This window comes from Lacihabitans sp. CS3-21 (genome assembly GCF_024343675.1).
GTDB lineage: Bacteria > Bacteroidota > Bacteroidia > Cytophagales > Spirosomataceae > Leadbetterella.
This window is the reverse complement of record NZ_RJUD01000116.1, coordinates 47,047-66,794: the sequence shown is the minus strand read 5'-3', so window position 1 is coordinate 66,794 and position 19,748 is coordinate 47,047. Positions and strand designations below refer to the sequence as shown.

The 19,748-nt window shown below is 36.8% G+C and carries 17 protein-coding genes; 7 read left to right on the top strand and 10 right to left on the bottom strand.

The annotated features are described in order from the left end of the window. Nucleotides 1-540: 540 nt before the first annotated feature. From EGI24_RS21665 to EGI24_RS21635, 7 genes are all read left to right on the top strand, one after another. A complete protein-coding gene (locus tag EGI24_RS21665; RefSeq protein ID WP_255050734.1) occupies nt 541-1,143 on the top strand; it encodes a TetR/AcrR family transcriptional regulator in 603 nt (200 codons plus the stop codon). Then, the gene (locus tag EGI24_RS21660; RefSeq protein WP_255050733.1) at nt 1,136-2,407 is read left to right on the top strand and encodes a TolC family protein; all 1,272 of its coding nucleotides are present in this window, start codon (nt 1,136-1,138) and stop codon (nt 2,405-2,407) included. Before EGI24_RS21665 ends, EGI24_RS21660 begins: the two co-directional genes overlap by 8 nt. A 352-nt stretch (nt 2,408-2,759) precedes the next feature. Then, nucleotides 2,760-3,737 (top strand): HlyD family secretion protein, encoded by a 978-nt coding sequence (locus EGI24_RS21655; RefSeq protein WP_255050732.1) that lies wholly within the window; start codon nt 2,760-2,762, stop codon nt 3,735-3,737. Nucleotide 3,738: 1 nt separating this feature from the next. After that, on the top strand, nt 3,739-4,668 hold the full coding sequence (locus tag EGI24_RS21650) for an ABC transporter ATP-binding protein (protein ID WP_255050731.1): 930 nt from the start codon (nt 3,739-3,741) through the stop codon (nt 4,666-4,668). Beyond that, nucleotides 4,665-5,408, top strand: a complete 744-nt coding sequence (locus EGI24_RS21645; protein ID WP_255050730.1) for an ABC transporter ATP-binding protein — start codon at nt 4,665-4,667, stop codon at nt 5,406-5,408. Before EGI24_RS21650 ends, EGI24_RS21645 begins: the two co-directional genes overlap by 4 nt. 158 nt (nt 5,409-5,566) lie before the next feature. Then, entirely contained in the window at nt 5,567-6,676 is a 1,110-nt protein-coding gene (locus EGI24_RS21640; protein ID WP_255050729.1) for an ABC transporter permease, read from the top strand. A 19-nt stretch (nt 6,677-6,695) separates the two neighbouring features. Then, nucleotides 6,696-7,817: an ABC transporter permease gene (locus EGI24_RS21635; protein WP_255050728.1), complete on the top strand. Its 1,122-nt coding sequence runs from the start codon at nt 6,696-6,698 to the stop codon at nt 7,815-7,817. Nucleotides 7,818-7,896: 79 nt separating this feature from the next. Here the strand turns inward: EGI24_RS21635 and EGI24_RS21630 are convergent, their stop codons facing one another. From EGI24_RS21630 to EGI24_RS21585, 10 genes are all read right to left on the bottom strand, one after another. Then, nucleotides 7,897-8,733 carry a protein-glutamine glutaminase family protein gene (locus EGI24_RS21630; RefSeq protein WP_255050727.1) on the bottom strand — a complete coding sequence of 279 codons (837 nt, stop codon included), beginning with the start codon at nt 8,731-8,733 and terminating at the stop codon, nt 7,897-7,899. 440 nt (nt 8,734-9,173) lie between these two features. Continuing rightward, on the bottom strand, nt 9,174-9,461 hold the full coding sequence (locus EGI24_RS21625; RefSeq protein ID WP_255050726.1) for a hypothetical protein: 288 nt from the start codon (nt 9,459-9,461) through the stop codon (nt 9,174-9,176). Nucleotides 9,462-9,989: 528 nt separating this feature from the next. Continuing rightward, nucleotides 9,990-10,691, bottom strand: coding sequence for a VIT family protein (locus tag EGI24_RS21620; RefSeq protein ID WP_255050725.1), 702 nt, complete (start codon nt 10,689-10,691; stop codon nt 9,990-9,992). 548 nt (nt 10,692-11,239) lie between these two features. Next, on the bottom strand, nt 11,240-11,740 hold the full coding sequence (locus tag EGI24_RS21615) for an SRPBCC domain-containing protein (RefSeq protein ID WP_255050724.1): 501 nt from the start codon (nt 11,738-11,740) through the stop codon (nt 11,240-11,242). Then, nucleotides 11,737-12,057 carry a helix-turn-helix transcriptional regulator gene (locus EGI24_RS21610; RefSeq protein WP_255050723.1) on the bottom strand — a complete coding sequence of 107 codons (321 nt, stop codon included), beginning with the start codon at nt 12,055-12,057 and terminating at the stop codon, nt 11,737-11,739. Before EGI24_RS21610 ends, EGI24_RS21615 begins: the two co-directional genes overlap by 4 nt. Nucleotides 12,058-12,183: 126 nt before the next feature. Continuing rightward, nucleotides 12,184-12,900, bottom strand: coding sequence for a hypothetical protein (locus EGI24_RS21605; RefSeq protein WP_255050722.1), 717 nt, complete (start codon nt 12,898-12,900; stop codon nt 12,184-12,186). A gap of 266 nt (nt 12,901-13,166) precedes the next feature. Continuing rightward, entirely contained in the window at nt 13,167-14,465 is a 1,299-nt protein-coding gene (locus EGI24_RS21600; RefSeq protein ID WP_255050721.1) for a glycosyltransferase family 2 protein, read from the bottom strand. Between the two features lie 115 nt (nt 14,466-14,580). Then, nucleotides 14,581-15,312, bottom strand: coding sequence for a hypothetical protein (locus EGI24_RS21595; protein ID WP_255050720.1), 732 nt, complete (start codon nt 15,310-15,312; stop codon nt 14,581-14,583). 273 nt (nt 15,313-15,585) lie between these two features. Beyond that, on the bottom strand, nt 15,586-15,984 hold the full coding sequence (locus EGI24_RS21590; protein WP_255050719.1) for a response regulator transcription factor: 399 nt from the start codon (nt 15,982-15,984) through the stop codon (nt 15,586-15,588). A gap of 66 nt (nt 15,985-16,050) precedes the next feature. Continuing rightward, a complete protein-coding gene (locus tag EGI24_RS21585) occupies nt 16,051-19,731 on the bottom strand; it encodes a PAS domain S-box protein (RefSeq protein WP_255050718.1) in 3,681 nt (1,226 codons plus the stop codon). Between the last annotated feature and the right edge of the window lie 17 nt (nt 19,732-19,748).

Sequence of the window (19,748 nt, the reverse complement as noted above, 5' to 3'; positions counted from 1 at the left end):
AAAAACATTTTCTGAACCGCACCGGCGGCCCGGAATGATCCTCTGCGAAATTTTGAATTTGGCATTTAACTAAACTCTTATCATTGTCCAATCAAAATTTCACAACGGACTGTTCAGAAATTATTAGGAACAATTTGATTTTATTTAAAATATTGAGATAGGTTCCGAATGAAATTAATGAAAAATAATGTTCCTTAAAATCATAAAACAGTCCGTTCTAAAAATTTGAAACACGGAAATATGAATTATTACGAGGTATTTAAATTCAAATTTATAGAGAGGATCATTGTTTTATGAGTGTTTTTTTGCCTACTTTTTTTCGAAAAAAAGTAGGGCCCCACCGGCGAGGTGACGCAAAGTATGTAAAAAGGATTTGTATTTTGCCTTTGTAGTTATATGACAAGTCAAGCTAATGTTATTCTTGAAAATACTTGTTTTTTAAAAATTAACTCAATTTTATTTAGGAAAATTAAAATCATCATTTACATTTGTTCAAAAATTAACCATTTGGTTAAATCATTTAGTTAAACTATTTGGATAGTGACTACGGAAGAGAAAATTATTAAGGCTGCCGAGGAGGTTTTTATAGAGCAAGGATATGATGGGGCTCGTATGCAAGAGATTGCCGACAGGGCCGAAATCAATAAGGCCATGTTGCACTATTATTTCAGGTCGAAAGATATGCTCTTTGAGAAGATTTTCGAAGAAAAAGTAAAAGTGGTATTCCCGACCATTAGCGAGCAAATGAAATCCTACGAGGGCTTTACAGATAAGGTTTGTTTTTTTATTGAACAGTATTACGAAATCCTCATCAAATACCCATTTATGCCTTTTTTTGTCATTTCTACCATCAACAGAAAAGACGACAAACATTTTATCGATAAACTGCCCTTTGGTTTTATCAAAGAGATTTTCTTCGAAAGTTTTTTTAGTGACCTCCAGTCGGGCAAAATCAGAGAGGTGAATCCATTTCAGTTTGCTATCAGTGTAATGGGTATGAGTGTATTTCCTTTTCTGACGCGGCCTGCCATGAAAAAACTCATCGGAATCAACGACGAGCAGTTTCAGATGCTCATGCAACAAAGAATAGAAGAACTCAAGAATTATGTCAGACTTATTTTAATACCTACAAATCATGCGTAAATTTTCGCTCATGGTATTGCTTTTTTGTGTTGTAAATTTTGGATTTGCTCAGTCTAAAATTACGCTGGAACAATGCCTAGATTTATCCGAAAGCAATCATCCAACTGCTACCAATCTGCCCCTGATTCGTCAAACGGCCGATTTGCAAGTGCGATTGCTAAATTCTAACTATTTGCCTCAGAGTAGTTTAGGTGGTCAGGCCTCTTGGCAGTCGGAGGTAACCAGCTTGCCTATTTCTTTACCCAATGTGTCTATTTCTCCCCCTCCTAAGGACCAGTATAGGGCTACATTGGATGTGGTACAGAATATCTGGGATGGAGGAGTGTTGTCCAAACAAAAAGAAGTGGCAGTGGCCAATGCCAAAGCCGAGGAGCAAAAACTGGTGACGGATTTATACCAAATAAAAGAGCAAGTGAGCGGCCTTTATTTCGGGATTTTGTTTGCAGAAAAACAAATAGAAAATGCCCAGATTCTGAGAAAAGACTTAGAGTCGAAATCAGAGAAAATGCGGGCGGCCATCAGCAATGGCACCGCCATAAAATCGAATCTGTTGGCCCTAGATGCCAAGCTTTTGGAAGTGAACCAATTGCTCACCGATGCCCAAAAAAGAAGGAAGAGTTCGCTGGAGGCTTTGGGATTGTTAACGGGAAAGACTTTTGACGAAACTACTGTTTTTGAGCTTCCAAGTGTTATTTCTACGTCATCTCAGGATATTTCTAGGCCTGAATTATTGCTTTTGGACAGCCAGAAAAGTGTCTTGGATATCAATCAGGAAATGGTAAAAGCCAAAAATTTGCCAAAAATCTCGGCCTTTGCAACTGGCGGCTATGGAAAGCCGGGTTTGAATTTTTTGGCCAATTCGTTTGGGACTTATTTCATCGGCGGAGTGAATTTCAAAGTGCCTTTGAGTTTTTTGTACAGCGGTTCGCAAAGTAATGAAATTCAGCAGATAAAGATTTCTCAACAGAAAATAGATACCCAAAAAGAGTCTTTTATATTGGCAACAAAAATAAAATTAAGCAATCAAAATCAAGAAATTGAAAGGCTAGAAAGCATGGTTTCGACGGATGCCAAGATTTTGGAAATAAGAAAACAAATCAAACAAACGGCGGAAGCTCAGCTAGATAATGGCATTATAACAGCCTCCGACTTTCTGACCGAACTGACCAATGAAGATATTGCGAAACAAAACAGCATTTTGCATGAGGTGCAGTTGCTTCAAGCGAAGTTTAACTTGAAAATTATTTCGGGAAATTTGAAGTGAGGGTTTTTGGGGAGGCATTGAGGCAAAAGGAAATGTGCTAATTTGACAATTTGGCAATTGGTTAATGAGGGAAAGGTTATCAGTTTTGGTCGCTGAATATGACATACTGACATTCGTTTACTGAGTCTGGTTCACCAAACTTCAGCCACCGACCTTAGGCCACTGAGCTTCAGCCACTGACCTTTGGTCACTGAGCTACGGTCACTGAGCTTCGGTCACTGAGCTACGGTCACTGAGCTTCGGTCACTGAGCTTCGGTCACTGAGCTACGGCCACCGACCTTCGGTCACTGAGCGAAGCCGAAGTGCCGAAGTGCCGAATCGAACAAAAATATTTTAAAATAGATAAAAAAAATGAAAAAATTATTCTTCTCCATTTTAGTCTTATCGCTTACATCTGCCTGTAAATCAGGCGATCAGGCTTTTGACGCTACGGGTGTGTTCGAGGCCACCGAAACCATTGTTTCATCAGAAAGCAATGGTAAAATACTGACTTTCAATATTGAAGAAGGCTCGGTGCTTACAGCCAATCAGTTAGTAGGTACCATCGATTGTCAGAATTTGGGTTTACAAAAAGCCCAAGTGGAGGCGAGTATGAATGCTCTCTCTGAAAAGAGAAACGACGCTTCGCCCCAAACGCAGATTTTGAAAGAGCAAATCAATGCCCAAGTGGCCCAAATAGCGGCCCAAAAGGAGCAATTGAAGAATCTGGAAAAAGAGAAAACACGTTTGCAAAATTTGGTAAAAGCGGATGCCATTCCCACCAAACAACTGGATGATTTGACTGGGCAATATGAAGTTTTGAAAAAACAGATATCTGCCATGGAGACAAACGTTGGGGTGTTGAGACAACAAATAAAATCACAGGAAGCCCAAGTGGGTATTCAGAATCGTGGGATTTTGAGCGAGAAAAAACCTTTGATAGAGCGTGTGGCTCAGATTGAAGACCAAATCAAAAGATGCAGCATCGTAAACTCATCCCCAGGAACGGTCTTGGTGAAATTTGCTGAGGCCAACGAAGTAACGGCCATGGGCAAGCCTTTGTATAAAATAGCAGACATGGAAAACATGATTTTGCGAGCCTATATCACAGGCGATCAGTTGGCCAAAATAAAAACCAATCAGACCGTGAAGGTATTTGTAGATAAAGGAAAGGACGAGTACAAAGAACTCAGTGGTGTGGTGGAATGGATAGCGACCAAAGCGGAGTTTACGCCTAAAACCATCCAAACCAAAGACGAAAGGGCCAACTTGGTATATGCCACCAAAATAAAGGTGAAAAACGATGGATTCTTGAAAATAGGAATGTATGGCGAAGTGAAATTGCCTTGATATGTCGAGTATTTCAGTAAAAAATATCACAAAAACCTATGAAAAGGGAAAGGTTTTGGCACTGGACAACATCAGTCTGGAGGTGAAATCAGGAGAACTTTTCGGGCTTATCGGACCTGACGGTGCAGGTAAAACCACGCTTTTCAGGATTCTGACCACTTTGTTGGTGGCCGACCAAGGGCAGGCAACGGTGGCAGGGTTAGATGTGGTCAACAATCTTTGGGATATTAGAAAAATAGTGGGTTATATGCCGGGTAAATTTTCTCTTTATCAGGATTTAAGTATAGAAGAAAACCTGAATTTCTTCGCCACGGTTTTCAATACTACCGTAGAGGAGAATTTTCATTTGATAGAAGACATTTATGTGCAGATAGAGCCTTTCAAAAAGCGACTTGCGGGTAAACTTTCAGGCGGAATGAAACAAAAACTCGCTTTGTGTTGTGCTTTGATTCATCAGCCCAATGTGCTTTTTTTGGACGAACCCACCACAGGCGTAGATCCCGTTTCGAGAAAAGAATTTTGGGATATGTTGGACAGGTTAAAAACCCGAGGAATCACGATTTTGGTTTCGACGCCCTACATGGACGAGGCCAGCCGTTGTGATAGAATTGCTTTAATTCAAAAAGGTAAAATCTTGGATATTGATACTTTGCAAAATATCATTTCAAAAAATACACAGTTGCTTTTGGCAGTAAAAGGGGAGGAGCGGTTCCGACTTTTGAATGACATCCGAGCTTATGAAGATACGCTCACCTGTTTTGCTTTTGGGGAAGAAAACCACGTGGTGTTGAAATCGGGTAGGGAAAAAGTAGATTTTTTAAGCAAATATTTAGCAGACAAAAAGCACAAAGGGTTAGAAATAAAACCAATAGAACCCAACATAGAAGATACCTTTATTAAGCTCATGTTAGAATCCGAAAACGCTCAATGATGTCAGAAGTAGTCATACATACTGAGAACTTAACCAGAAAATTTGGCGATTTCGTGGCGGTTAACAACATCTCTTTTGATGTGAAAGCAGGTGAAATTTTTGGTTTTTTGGGTGCCAATGGTGCAGGTAAAACGACTGCCATGAAAATTCTTTGCGGACTTTTAAGTCCAACTTCGGGTGTGGCGAGCGTTGCGGGATTTGATGTTTACAAAGAGAATGAGCAGATAAAAGAGAACATCGGCTACATGAGTCAGAAATTTTCCCTTTACGAAAATCTAACTGTAAGAGAGAATATTACGTTTTTCGGAGGAATATATGGAATAGATCGCAAGAGTTTGAAAATCAAGTCGGAAGAGTTGATTCGAAGATTAGGGCTAGGGCTGGAAGCAGATAAACTTGTCGGCTCATTGCCATTGGGATGGAAACAGAAAATATCGTTCTCGGTGGCTATTTTGCACAATCCCAAGGTGGTTTTTCTAGATGAACCCACTGGTGGGGTGGATCCAATTACCCGTAGGCAATTTTGGGATATGATTTATGAAGCTTCTGCAAAAGGAATCACCGTTTTTGTGACGACACATTATATGGACGAGGCCGAGTACTGCGACCGAGTTTCTATAATGGTGGATGGTGCAATTGCAGCTATGGGAAAACCGTCTGATTTAAAAAAGCAGTTTGGTGTGGAGAATATGGATGGCGTGTTTTTGCAATTAGCTCGAGGGGCAAAACGGTCTGAGTGAGGGATAAATTGTAGCTAAGCTTTATTGCGACCTAGCGGTAAAAATAAAGAACGGCTTTAACACAAAAGACACAAAGAAGGCACAAAATTCACAAAGTGGATTCTAAAAAAAGCGGAATGTCTGGCGTCTTAGCGAGCTGGCGGTAAAATTTAAAAAACATGAAAGTATTTTTTGCCTTTGTAAAAAAGGAGTTTTGGCATGTAATACGCGACAAACGAAGTCTAATTATCTTGATTGGACTTCCGATTGTGATGATGCTTTTATTTGGCTTCGCCTTGACGAGTGAAGTCAAGAATTCTAATATTGCCATTTTGGATTTCTCGAAAGACGCAGCCAGCAAAATACTGGTGGACAGGATAGACCAAAGCCAATATTTTACGGTGAACAAATACCTGCATTCAGAAAATGAGATTGAAGGGGTTTTTAGAAAAGGAGAGGTAAGATTGGTACTCATTTTTCCTCAAAACTTCGAAAATGATTTGTCAAAAGACAAAAAAACTCAGTTAAGATTAGTGGCTGATGCCTCTGACCCCAATACGGCCAACATCACCATAAATTATGCGTCAGCTATTATCAGGGACTATCAAAATGAGTTAAATGAGAACAAAAAATTGCCTTATACGATAGAAATGGAGACCAGGATGCTCTATAATCCACAATTGAAGAGTTCGTATAATTTTGTGCCCGGCGTGATGACGCTCATCATGATGCTCTTGGGGGCTATGATGACCTCTGTTTCTATTGTAAAGGAAAAAGAAATGGGCACCATGGAAATTCTGCTGGTATCGCCCATGAAACCCATCATGGTGCTTGTCAGCAAGGCTGTTCCATACATGGTTTTGTGTTTTCTGGATATTATTCTCATTTTATTGATGGCTGTTTATATCCTCGACATGCCTATTCAAGGCAGTTTGGTATTGCTTTTAGCAGAGAGTTTATTGTTTATTATTACCACGCTTTCATTGGGTTTGTTGATATCGGTCAACGTGAATTCGCAACAAGTGGCCATGTTTATTTCGTTGGTGGCATTGCTGATGCCTTCTTTGATTTTTAGTGGTTTCATGTTTCCAATTGAAAATATGCCGCTGCCGCTGCAGGTCATGAGCAATTTAATACCCACCAAGTGGTATTACAGTATAGTGAAGGCCATTATGGTAAAGGGATTGGCTTTTGAATATGTGTTAAAACAAACGCTGATTTTAGCAGGAATGACGGTGTTTTTCTTGACCATAGCCATCAAGAAATTTAAAATTAATTTGGAAGCTTAAGATTTAATAAACATACAATATGAATAAATTACTTTTTCTGCTTCAAAAAGAGTTTAAGCAAATATTCCGGAATCCTACGATTTTGAGAATGATCATCATCATGCCTATTTTACAGCTTATTCTTTTGCCTTTGGCTGCAGATTATGAAGTTAAAAACATTATGGTGAGTGTGGTGGATCTCGACCATTCGCCGTATTCTAAGCGTTTGATTCAGAAAATAGATGCCTCTTCTTACTTTAAATTGGTTGAATACTCACCATCTTACAGAAAATCTCTTGAAACCGTTGGAGATGGAAAAACGGATTTGATACTGACCATTCCAAGGGGTTTTGAAAAGACTTTGATAAAAGAAAACAGTGCTAAGCTTCATCTCGCAGCTGATGCCGTGAATGGCATTCGTGGAGGTTTGGGAAGTACTTATTTGGCTCAGGTAGTGGGTGATTTTAACAGGGAAATTCGGGAAGAATGGCTGGTTATGCCTCGAAATTCTGAAATTCCTCAAATTGAGGTGACCACTGCCAACTGGTACAATCCCCACTCTAAATATCCACTCTTTATGGTTCCAGGCATTTTGGTGGTTTTGGTTACTATGGTAGGGGCATTTATGACTGCCTTGAATATTGTGGCAGAAAAAGAAATCGGAACAATAGAGCAGCTCAACGTTACCCCATTGAAAAAACATGAGTTTATTTTAGGGAAATTGATTCCTTTTTGGGTGCTTGGAATGGTTTCCATAACGATGGGTATAGTTGTCGCTTTTGTGATTTTCAGGATTTTGCCAGTAGGTTCTTTTTTGACGATTTATGCATTTTCAGCCGTGTATTTATTTGGCGTGCTGGGCATTGGACTTTTGATCAGTACGTTTTCAGATACGCAACAACAGGCTACGCTTTTTGCCTTTTTTGCTATGATGGTTTTCATCCTATTAGGTGGACTTTACACGCCTATCGAAGGTATGCCTCGCTGGTCACAGATATTAACCTACTTCAATCCGCCAGCATATTTAATCAAAATTGTGAGAGCCATTTACATCAAAGGAAGTGTCTTCTCAGACCTCAAAAACGATTTTTATGTGCTGATAGCTTTTGCCATTGGATTCAATGGATTAGCTATTTTGAATTACAGAAAGCGTATGGCCTAAAAATGTATGGGTGTTGGGAAATGAATAAAAAGACATTCCAATAGTAGGGATTTGTTCTGATTTCTCTCAATTTCCGATTTTACGAAAGTTCCTTTATTTTGCTTTCCCAATATTCAAATCTAGTTTTATAAAAACCGAGTAATTCAGTGTGAAGTTGATGTGAAATGTCCTTTGGTTTTGGGCAAAAAACAAATCCATCGAGCCAGTCGATGTTGGTTAGCGTTTCTGAAAGATACTTTTGTTCAGAGGCATTCATTTTGGATTTCGTATTGTAGATATACATGGCCAAGTCATTGATAGCCAATCCATTTTGTACCAAAGTTTCGTCTGGAGCTAATTTCCAAAAATCACCTGTGATGATAGATGGCTGTATGGCCGGAATGTTATACACAGGATTATTGCCGATTTTGGCACTGCGTAATGAATAACTTTCTATAGAATAAAACAGGTAGTGTTCGAGGTCGGTTTGTAGATACAATGCACGCGGACAGTTCATTATGGCCTGCCATTCGGTTATCGACAAGAATTTTTTCGTGTCAAAGGACAAGTCAAAAATCAGGGTTTCTAAGTCTCCATTTTGATTGTATGAAAGAATATAAGGCGACACATGAAAACCCCAGTATAGTGGATTGGAAATACCCAAGGGGTCTTGGATTTGAAATAATTCGTTCGAAAGTAATGTGTAACGAGCGGGAGCAAAGTTCCAGATTTTTCCTGAATCAAAACCAGCTTTTTTGAGCAATAAGCAAATCAGATGTGTACGGTCTTCGCAGGAGCCATTGAGATATCTATACTCAATGTTTTCGGCTACAATAAGGTCAAAAATATGTTGTCGTTGGTGGTATTCAACTACCTGAAGGTAGGGAATAAGTGGTTTGGTATTAAATAATTGATGGTATTCTTGTTGACTGTTCATGATTTGGGTTTTGGCCCATTTTAAAGTATTAGTATGTCAAAGATAACACTGCAAAAAACATTTGATATCCTGACCATTGAAAATTTAAAATTGTATTAAATTAGTTTAAATAAATAGCGGAATTGGACAAAAATATTTTTTCTGTTATGAATGACGAATGATTTGGTTTTTAATTTGTCTTTTTTGCCTATGGATTTCGTTTTTTTTGCATTTATATCATTGGTTTTATAAATGCTCAGCCTTTCGATATTGCACCAGAACTCACTCAGGCTAGTTTGGGTAAAGCTATTGGAGATGCCAAAGCTTTAAGTACAAATTTTTGATTTTATATATTGCGGCTACATGAAATCGTTGTAGCCGCTATTTTTATATTTAAGGAAATTTTAATCTAGTCAATTATTAATTGGTCGCTTTTAGAAATTTCATGTGATTAGATGAAGTCATTTATCTCTAAATTTCCTTAGCGTGCGTTCTTTTGTGGTTCGGCTTATGGGTATATATCCTTGTTGGCCAAGGGGTTCCATAACTCTTACCATTTCAATCACGACAGACCCATTGGGCTCTATCACTTCCACTTTTTGCCAGTCGCCATGTTTGAGTATCATCTTGGCATGGGCATCGCTCATACTTTTTTCACTGGTTTCTTTGAGGATATTGTCCTCGTATATTTCTTGTATTTCAGAGACCCAGCCGGGCTTGGTTCTTCTGAGGCGGTATTTGGTCCACATCTTGTAAATGTCATTAATCCAAACTACAACTACAAAAAATGCTAATTTTTGTGGAAAATTCGATTAGAAAATAGGATTGCCTAATGTTATTTTTCACCGATGATAGATTAAAAGGAAGAATTGAAATATGCTTATAATGGCTAAATTATCGGGTGGTGATTTATTCTAATTTCTCTTTTACTTCGATACAATTCTGTTCAGTAGTTTTACAAATGTCAACCATGGTGACAGAAGTTTGGTTTTCAGAAAATGGTTTGACGAATAGATTGGCCAATTTATTAATGGTCAAAAATGCAGTATAGATGATACCAGTTTTTAAAATGCCTATTAACTCAAGCTTTCTGTATTCTTGAGGGAAAAAAGCATGATTCGTAAAATGAAAATAAGAAGCTTGTCAAACCGCTCATTTATTGAAATTCAATTGGTTAGTTTATGCGATTTCTTCTAAATGTTAAAAACCTGTATAAATGAATCTCCTATGAATATTTATGTGCCTTAATAGAAGCAAAGGCATTGGTTATAAGAAATTTACACCCTAACACCAAAGATATAGCCTACTAAAGCAGATAGGCCCATGGCTATTGTTCCCCAAATGGTAATTCTGAGAATGGCTTTTTGGATACTTGAACCACCAGCTCTGGCGGAAATGACACCCAAAATGACTAGGAAAACTATTGTGAAGCTATAAAGCCAATATTCCATGCCAATGATAGGGGCAAAAAGAATGACCAAAAGTGGTAAAACACCACCAACAGTAAATGAAGCCCCAGATGCCAAGGCTGCTTGTATAGGGTTGGCCTGACTGATCTCATTTATACCCAACTCGTCTCTTATGTGAGCAGCCAGAGCATCTTTTTCGGTCAATTCTATGGCAACTTGCATAGCAGTTGCTTTTTTAAGGCCTCTTCTTTCATAGATTTGAGCCAATATTTGGAGTTCCTCTTCAGGCATTTCTTCCAGCTCTTTTATTTCTCTTTCGATGTCTGCTTTTTCAGTGTCAGTTTGTGAACTTACCGAGACATATTCACCTGCAGCCATTGACAATGCACCTGCGACAAGACCTGCTACAGTGGCTAATACGATGGGTTCTCGCGTAACACTTGCAGCGGCCACACCAATGGCAAGACTCGAAATCGAAATTATTCCATCATTTGCTCCCAAAACTGCAGCTCTCAACCAGTTGCTTCTATGTATGTAATGGCTATCTAAATAATTATCAATAGTTATCACTGTCTTTTTTCTATTTATTTGTTTTTAAATCTTACGTTAAGTTTAGGCTCGATGGTCCTGTAAATTCCGATATAGTAAAAGTACTCATTTGATGGTAAATTTCTAAGACTAATTTGCTTAATTATTAGGCCAAGTATTTGAATGTTTATACCTAGTAATATTTCCATATTCAATACGGAATTGATTCACTTTAGCACTGCCAATTCCTTATTAAAGGTTTGGATAAGGTTTATTTTGACCTTTGAAACCAAGTAATTTGACTGAAATTCTTGTCTTGTTAAAGTCAATTTGGTAAAAACCCACTTATTTCTACCTAGACATATTTTATAGTTTACATACCATATCCCATATTCGTAATAGAAATAATTTTATTTTCACTTAGTATGAACCAAAATATTTAAGCTGGCTTGGGTTTGTAAATTATAAACGCTTAATTCCTTCTCTTTTTAGTTCGCTTTGGGCATAAGTATAGGCTTTCGATTGGTTCTTCTACGTTCAATTGAATACCAATTCTTTAGAATAGAATTTGTTATTTTTTTGTAACTCACTCATTTTTCAGATAAAGTGGCTAATAGATTTTCTAGATTCATCATGGACATTTTAAATCCTTCGGTGAAACCCATTTCAATCATCTTCTCCATTCGTTCTAGTGATTCATTATAAACAACAATACTGACTTTTGTCTTTCCGTTTTGTTCGCTAAAGGTATAATCCCAATCAGATCCCGACGATTCAGGGTTTTCATCTTTATCAGCAAAAGTATTAAACATTTTAAAGTTGGTCTTGGGGCTAATGGAAGTGTATTGTTGAATTGCCCACCGTTCCAGACCTTCTGGGCTAACCATAGCATAGAATCTTCGTCCTCCAACTTCAAAATTCATGTATTTTGTTTTTGATGTCCAGGGTTTTGGAGCTACCCATTGGTCAAGGATTTCTGCGGTGGTAAAAGCGTCCCATACCAGCGATTGGTTGGCATCAAATTCTCGTGTGATAAATACCTTTTTTGCAGTTTTGTCAACTGTGAAGTCAAATAGTAAATTACTGTTCATTTTTCTGTTTTTTTTAATGTTGATAATACTTGATCGAGTTGATTAAATTGCGTTTCCCAATTTTTCCTGAATTGTGCTATCCAATTGTCCAATTCTTGCATTTTTTTTGGATTAAAATGATAATAAATCTCTCTGCCTGACTGCTCAGGCCTTATCAATTCGCATTCCTGCAATACTTTAATGTGTTTTGAAACACCTTGTCTACTCATTTCAAATTTTTCTGCCATGGCATTTGGAGTTAATGCTTGAATGGCAATTAAAGTTAAAATAGCCCTGCGTGTTGGGTCAGATATGGCTTGGAAAATGTCTTGTTTCATTGTTTAATTACGCAACTTTTAGGTTGCGAATATATATGCAACTTTTGAGTTGCACAAACTTTTTTAATTATTTTTTTGTAATTAAATTTAGTTTTTATTTACCGTTGTTTTATTGATTTGGCTAAGTTAATCTCTTCTAGATTTTAACAATTGTATGATAGAAACGAAGTGACCTAAATATACAATGGGAACAATAAAGGTTGGCAACCAACTGAAAGGAAAGTTTAAAATTGCGATATTGGGTTGTTCAAATGCCAATTTTTGTAATGGTGAAGGCGTTGAAAGCAAAGCATGTACAACAATATTTGTCAAAAGTATAAGACCGATAAAATTCCAAATAAGAATTATATTTCTACTTATTTGTTGTTTTATAAAGCCAAAATATGCAACAAAAGGTGCTGTTATTCCGGCAATAATGTCGAAATTTCTTCCTTCAAAAGTCATTAACTCAGGAATTGCTTTATTCAAAAACAGTCCATACAAAACTATCTCAACTGGAATTCTGACAATGTTCAGATAAGTTAAATTTTTGAGTGGTAAACTGTCCAATAATGCTTTGCCTTTTGTGGTTGTAAACATTAATATAATTGCCACAATGGCTGGCAAAATCCCTATTAACATTATTTTGGGTGGAAAAGAATCTAAACCAGTTTTGTAGATATTTTTATACGTCAAAACGGCCTGAATGGTCAACCACAATACTAGCCCAATATAAATAGTCGTTGATTTTTTCCTAGTGTTTTCATTGCTGGAATTTCTTAACACCCAAATGAAAAGCTGTAACGTTGCAAATGTAGTCAGCCCGAAAATTAGGCTTATGTAGTTTGGCAGGTTATTTATCATGCTTTTTTTTCTAAGGCTATATTTTCAGATTTTTCAAAATTATTTAATTTTCTGTTTTAATCAAAATCGGAGTCTAAATTTGAAAAATCATCATGCAGACTTTTATTGAGTTCATTTAATAAGAGATTTTGATCAAATATTTATTCCTAAAAATGATTTTTCATTTTTAAATAAAAGTAATCATAGATATGGGTATACTAACTTCAAAAAGTCATTTTATAAAAAGCAACAATAGTTGGGTTTTATACCATGATGTTGAGAAAGACTTACTTCTTGCTGAAGCCCTTGCGGGTCATTTCGCCCCAGCCGTGCGTGCCTTTTATTTTTTCGTAATAACCTACCAAAGCCGCAAAAACCGACATTAAATGGAAATGAAAGGGTTCTATAAAAGCACCTTCGAGTAGCTTAAGGTAGTCTTTTATTTTGGCATATTTGTGGTAGGTCAGTTCTTCGGTCAATAAGGCCAAAACTGAAAACATGATGGAATAGAAATAAACAAAAAGTAAAAGGATCACGAATGAATCCCAGTTTACCATGCCTAAGGCTATAAATATAAAAGTGATAATAAGACCTACAGATTCTATAAAAGGTGCCAAAAACTCAAAAAATGTCCAATAAGGAACACTTACCAATCCGAGTAATTTGAATTTCGGATTGAAGAACATTTTTCGGTGTGTCCATAGGGTTTCTATGGTGCCACGCATCCAGCGGCTGCGTTGTTTTTTAAAGATTGAAAAACTTTCAGGAGCTTCTGTCCAACACAAAGGATCGGGTATAAAACTTACGGTATATGGCAGATCGTGTTCATGCATATATCTCCTCATTCTTACTACTAGTTCCATGTCTTCGCCAACGGTTTTGGTGTTGTATCCACCTGCTAATAAAGCAATTTCCTTATCAAATGCACCAAAAGCACCGCTTATAAGCAGAAGTCCGTCAAGTCTTTCCCAAGCCATCCTACCCAAAAGAAATGCCCTCAAATATTCCAAAACTTGAATTCTCGGAAGGAGTTTGTCTGGCACATGGATTTCTTCCAATCGGCCATCTTTTATAATACATTGGTTGGCAATTCGCACTACGCCTCCAGTGGCTATCACCCTTTTAGTGCTAGACTCCATAAAAGGTTTGGCGAGTTTTAGTAAAGAATCCCGGTCCAAAATACAATCCACATCAATACAGACCACGTAAGGATTTTGGGCAATATTGATTCCTACATTTAGAGCATCTGCTTTTCCTCCGTTTTCTTTGTCCACCACCAATAATTTTTTGAAAGCTGCATTTCTCGATTGATAGATTGCTTTGACATTTTTGGTGGGTATTTTGGCATCATAAGCTTGGTCTGCTGGTATAAGGTCATAGGTGCTGATGAGTAGCTCCATAGAATTGTCTTTGCTGCCATCGTTGACCACTATTACTTGATAGTTGTTATAACTCAATGATAATAAAGATTTTACATTTTCTGTAATGGTCATACCTTCGTTGTAGGCTGGAGCTATTAAGGACAAAGCAGGGGCGTATTCGCTAGAAAGTAATATTTGATAGTTGACAAAGCTATTTTTTTTCAAATAACTCTTTAACTCTATGATTGACAAACAAGATAATATTAAATATGAACTCATAATAAATATCGCATATAGCAATATCAATATCAGGTATATATCTACAAAAATGTTTATAAACTCATTGAAACTCATATTTTAAACTGCGGTTATTTTGAACGATTAGTCGATTTAGTACGGTTTTTGCCTCGGTCAGAATTTCCTCATTGGTGGTATCGTCTATCAATTCCTGCACAAAAGGAGCTTTTTCGGATAAGTTAAGGGAAGAAATAGCTTTCAATCCTAAACTGATTACCGAGTTATTTTTAGAGGTAAGTAAATACTCAAGGCCCTGAATATGTGCAAGGTTTCCTTGTTTTAAAGCATCAAGAATATTAAGCTGAGTCCATAAATCAAAACTGTGTTTATGTCGGGCCAAATGCCTAATGCCATTGGAACCATTTAGTTTGATGCAGGCATTTATAGCTACAATGGTTAAGATTTTATTGCTCGACTTTGACATTTTTACCAGAGCTCCAAAAGCTTCTGCCACATTCATTTCGGCAAGTTCGTTGATCCCTTTACATTTTATTTGCCAATGTTCGCTATTGAGTTTTTTGTAAGAATCATTTATCAAACCCGAATCCATATAGAAATTCTCTAGGTTTTCTGCATAAGTGCCATCATAGTTTTGGTGAAGGTTGATGATGGATTCCATCATCAAATTTCTGAAAATTCCATTTCGGAAGAGTTTTTCATAAGCAGAAAATTCTGAAAAGAAGGCACTTTCAAATAAATTCAAACTCAAGATGTGTTCGATGATCGGTGTAAATCTCTTCTCTAATTTTTGGTTTCTAAGTTTTAATCTCCTCATTACAACAATGGTTGAAAACAACGTGATAGAAACGAAAACAAAGAAATATATAGAATACAATAAGAATGGTTTTATCCAATCTTTGTTATAATAAAATTCCCATAATTCTTCCATTTTTATTCTCTTTATTGTAAAAACACCCTTGTTATCAATCGATTACTAACTATCCTTTAATTTGAACTTAAAAGTCTTTCTGTCGTTTATTTCTTATGCAAAGTCCAGCTCAAACTTCTGAGAAGTTTCAGCGGAAAATACAAATACCACGTGAGCCTTTTAATTCAAATTATATTGAATTTTTGCCCGTTTTTTTTTCAAGAGATTATTAATTCTTGTAATAAGTACCAATGGACTTATTGGTTTAGCTATGAATTCATCTGCACCAATATCAAAGCAGTCAATCTCTGTTTGTTCTACGTTGGAAGATGTGAAAATGATTATAGGTGTGTCCAAATACATTTCGGATCTTACGTATTGTGTTATTTCCATGCCGCTTATGCCGGGAATGTTAATATCCACCAGAATAAGATCGTAATTGTTTACTTTAATAGAATCTAAAGCTTCCTGCCCGTTGGCAAATTGATCAACTTTAAACCCTTTTTGTTCGAGAAAGAAGTTTAATGATTTCCTTAACATGTCATTATCTTCTGCCAATATTATCTTTACATCTTCCATTTTTGTTGAACTATTAGATTTTGAAAATTCTTTTTTGAAAAAAAATGAGTTTATCTTTTTGGATGATTATGGTACACTCATAGATATCAATAATCCTGTAACATGAGCCAGAGAAAGTTTGAAATCAGTAAATTCTATGAATGTTTCGTCCTTAACCATCGAGTTTTTTGCATTTTTTTCAGTCTCTGACAAAAACTCCACTTCTTTGTCGAGTTTAAACATCGACAATGAAGACTTCATGTGATGGGCCAATTTAGCTATCGTTGTAGAATCTTTGTTTTTTAAGGCATCTTCCAGTTTGTCAAGATCCTCTGGAATAGACTGAATGAAGAGTTTTACCATCTCATGTTTGAAATCTTGGTCTCCACCTGAAAGCTCCTCAATATAACTGAAATCTATGGCTATTTTTGCAGGTGAATCATTTTGAACATTGTCCATGTTATTGGCTGTTTTAGTTGAAAATTCTGGCTCTAAAATTTCTTTAATTTCTACTGAATGGAAGACTTCCTTAGTGTCGTCCATATGGCTCTTTTTATGCACCACAGCTTTTATTTGCTCCAAAAGCTCTGTTTGTTTAAAAGGTTTGGAAACATAGGCATTCATGCCAATGTCTTTGCATTTTTGTCGTTCACCCACCAAGGAGTGAGCTGTCATCGCAATAATTGGAATATCTTTTTTGAGTACTTCTCTGATGTATATGGTAGTTTGATAACCGTCCATTACAGACATTTGTAAGTCCATCAGTATGAGGTCATAGTTTTTCATCAATATCCTATCAATCCCTTCTTTTCCATTGTTAGCAATATCTAAGTCAAACCCAAACTTTTCAATCACTCTTTTGGCCAAGTGTTGATTGAGCTCGTTGTCTTCACACAAAAGGATAGACAAATGACCGAGAGATTCTTCCTTAGGCTGGATAATTTCTGTTGCCTTTTCGCTTTTAGGGGTTTCTACTTTTAAAAAATCCAGAATGAAATAGAAGTCAGACCCTTGACCAACTTTGCTGGTTACGTTTATTTGCCCATTTTGGAGTTCTACCAGTTGTTTTACAATGTTTAGTCCAAGTCCTGTTCCTCCAAATCTTCTCGTGGTACTGGCTTCGGCCTGAGTAAAGCGTTCGAAAATCGAATTGATTTTGTTGTCAGGAATACCTATTCCTGTATCTTTTATGGAGAATCGCAACTTTATAGTTTTCTCAGTTTCTTCCATTTTTTTAACCGAAATTGTTACGTCTCCTTTTTCGGTGAACTTTAAGGAATTACCGGCCAAATTCATCAAAATCTGATTAATACGACCTTTATCTCCCATTACAAATTCTGGCATATCAGCATCAAGAAAAAGATTAAACTCTATGTTTTTCTCTGATGCCTTTACTTTTAATAAGTCATACACATGTTTGAGTGTACTTTTTAGGTTTATAGGAAGCGATTCTATCACAAGTTGACCAGATTCAATCTTCGAGATATCCAGTATGTCATTGATTATCAGCAGTAAATTTGCTCCCGCGGTGTTTATGTTGTTTACATAATCCTTGAGCGTCGGGTCTAATGTATTTTGTGCCAATAATTCGGTAAAGCCAATAATGGCATTCAAAGGTGTACGTATTTCATGGCTCATGTTGGCTAAGAAACTGTCTTTGGCATGAGCTGCTTGTTCTGCCAAATTTTTGGCTTCAATCAAGCTTTGTTCAACTTGTTTTTTAACTGTATAATCTTCTGCCGCACTAAAATATCCCAAAATGGTTCCTTCAGTGTTTTTAATGCAAGTAACACTTACCCAAACCGGAATTTTTCTACCTGATTTCGAAATGTAAGTCCACTCATTGCCATCCATTGCTTGGAGGGCGTCGGTTTTGGCAATGATTGTTTCGAAGCCAGGCACAACAGGTTTGCTAAGTTCTTGCGAAAGCTCCATAGAACGAGCAACTATCTCGCCAAAATCATGAAAGTCTATTTGACTCATTTTACCCACAATTTCATCTTCAGCATATTCCATAAGGTCTATGCCTGCTTGGTTGATTCTCTGAATAATTCCACTTGGATTGCAGAACATAACAGCATGTCCAACCCCATTGAAAATTGAATTTTGAGTTTCTATTAAATTTGAAATGCTGGCGTCTTTTTTCTTTTTTTCAGTAACATCAGATTCAATAGCAATGTAATTTAGAAGTTCACCGTTTTCATTAAAAACTGGACTGATGTTCAATTCAATCCAATATTGTCTACCTGTTTTACTTATATTTTGAATTTCACCTACAAAAGTCTCTTGATTGTTCATAGCATTCCTTATAGCTTTAATAGTACTCTCTTCACTGTTTTTAAATTGTAAGAAACTTCCTGGGTTTTTTCCGATTACTTCATTTTGTGTGTAACCCGTTAAATCTTCAAATGCCTGATTTACCCATTCTATGTTTCTATTTTTGTCGGTTATGACCACTATGTTGTTGGTGCCTTTGGCTACTAAAGACAGTTTTCGGTTTTCATCATGTATTCTATGGCTATCTGTAATGTCTCTTGCTGTGGCATACAAAACGCCCGTTTCTTTATCAGGTGTTGCATTCCAACTCAGGAGTTTATATTCACCATTCTTGCATTTAAACCTGATTTTGAAATTGATAGTGTTTATTCCTTGACCCAATTTCTCTATCTCTTTTTGGGTTTTTTCCACATCCTCTTGATGAATAAATTCAAAGAAAGGCTTTGAAAGAAGCTCTTCGTGCGTGTAACCCAATTGACTGGAAAACGCAGGGCTTATTTTTTCGAAATAGCCTTTGGTATTGGCTACGCAGAAATAATCCAGCGAAAGACTAAAAAATTGGTCGATTCTATTTTCTTCCCGTTTTTGTTTGGTGATATCCCTTTTTATAGAAACAAATTTCTTTGGTTTTTTCGACTCATCCATAAAGGGTACAATGGTGGTATCTGTCCAATAAATTGTACCGTCTTTCGCCAAATTCTTAATTTCGTTTTTCCAAATATTTCCGTTTAAAATAGTATTCCATAATTCGTCAAAGAAACTTTGAGGGTGATAACCTGAGTCGAAAATGGTACTTTGTTGACCTATTAATTCCTCTCTACTGTACTTGGAGGTACGGCAGGTTTCATCATTTACAAAAATGATAGTACCGTTATTGTCACTGATAATTACACCAGAGGTTTCGTCTAATGCCAGTTTGTAGCTTTCAAGTTCGAGCGTGATTTTTTCTAAGGCCTCTTTGGAGAGATTCTCTACTTTATCAAGTAGAATTAAGTTTTTATTTCGAAGTTCCAAAATAGACATTACGTGCTTGGCCAAGGTAGTCAAAGCAAGTTTTTGATCATCGTTGAGTTTTTTTGGAATTCTATCTACCACACACAACGCACCAATATTGTATCCTTCAGGAGTTGTGAGCGGATGGCCCGCATAAAACCTTATCCTAGGAGCATTTGCTACAAATGGATTCTCCTTAAAAACATCGCTTTTTAAAGTATCTGGAATTTCATAAACCTCTTTTCCGCTTATAGTATGCTGACAAAAAGACATTTTACGTGGAATGTCTTGTGGTTTAAAACCAAACGAAGATTTAATCCATTGCCTGTTTTCGTCTACGAGGGAGATTAATGCAATGGGTGTCTCGCAAATAAAAGCTACCAATTTTGTGATATTATCAAACTCCGCTTCGGGGCCAGTGTCTAAAATGTTGTAGTTAAGCAACGCTTTTAGCCTTTCCTTTTCGGTATTTGATATGTTATAATTATTCACTGTCATAACTTTAATTTCTTGAA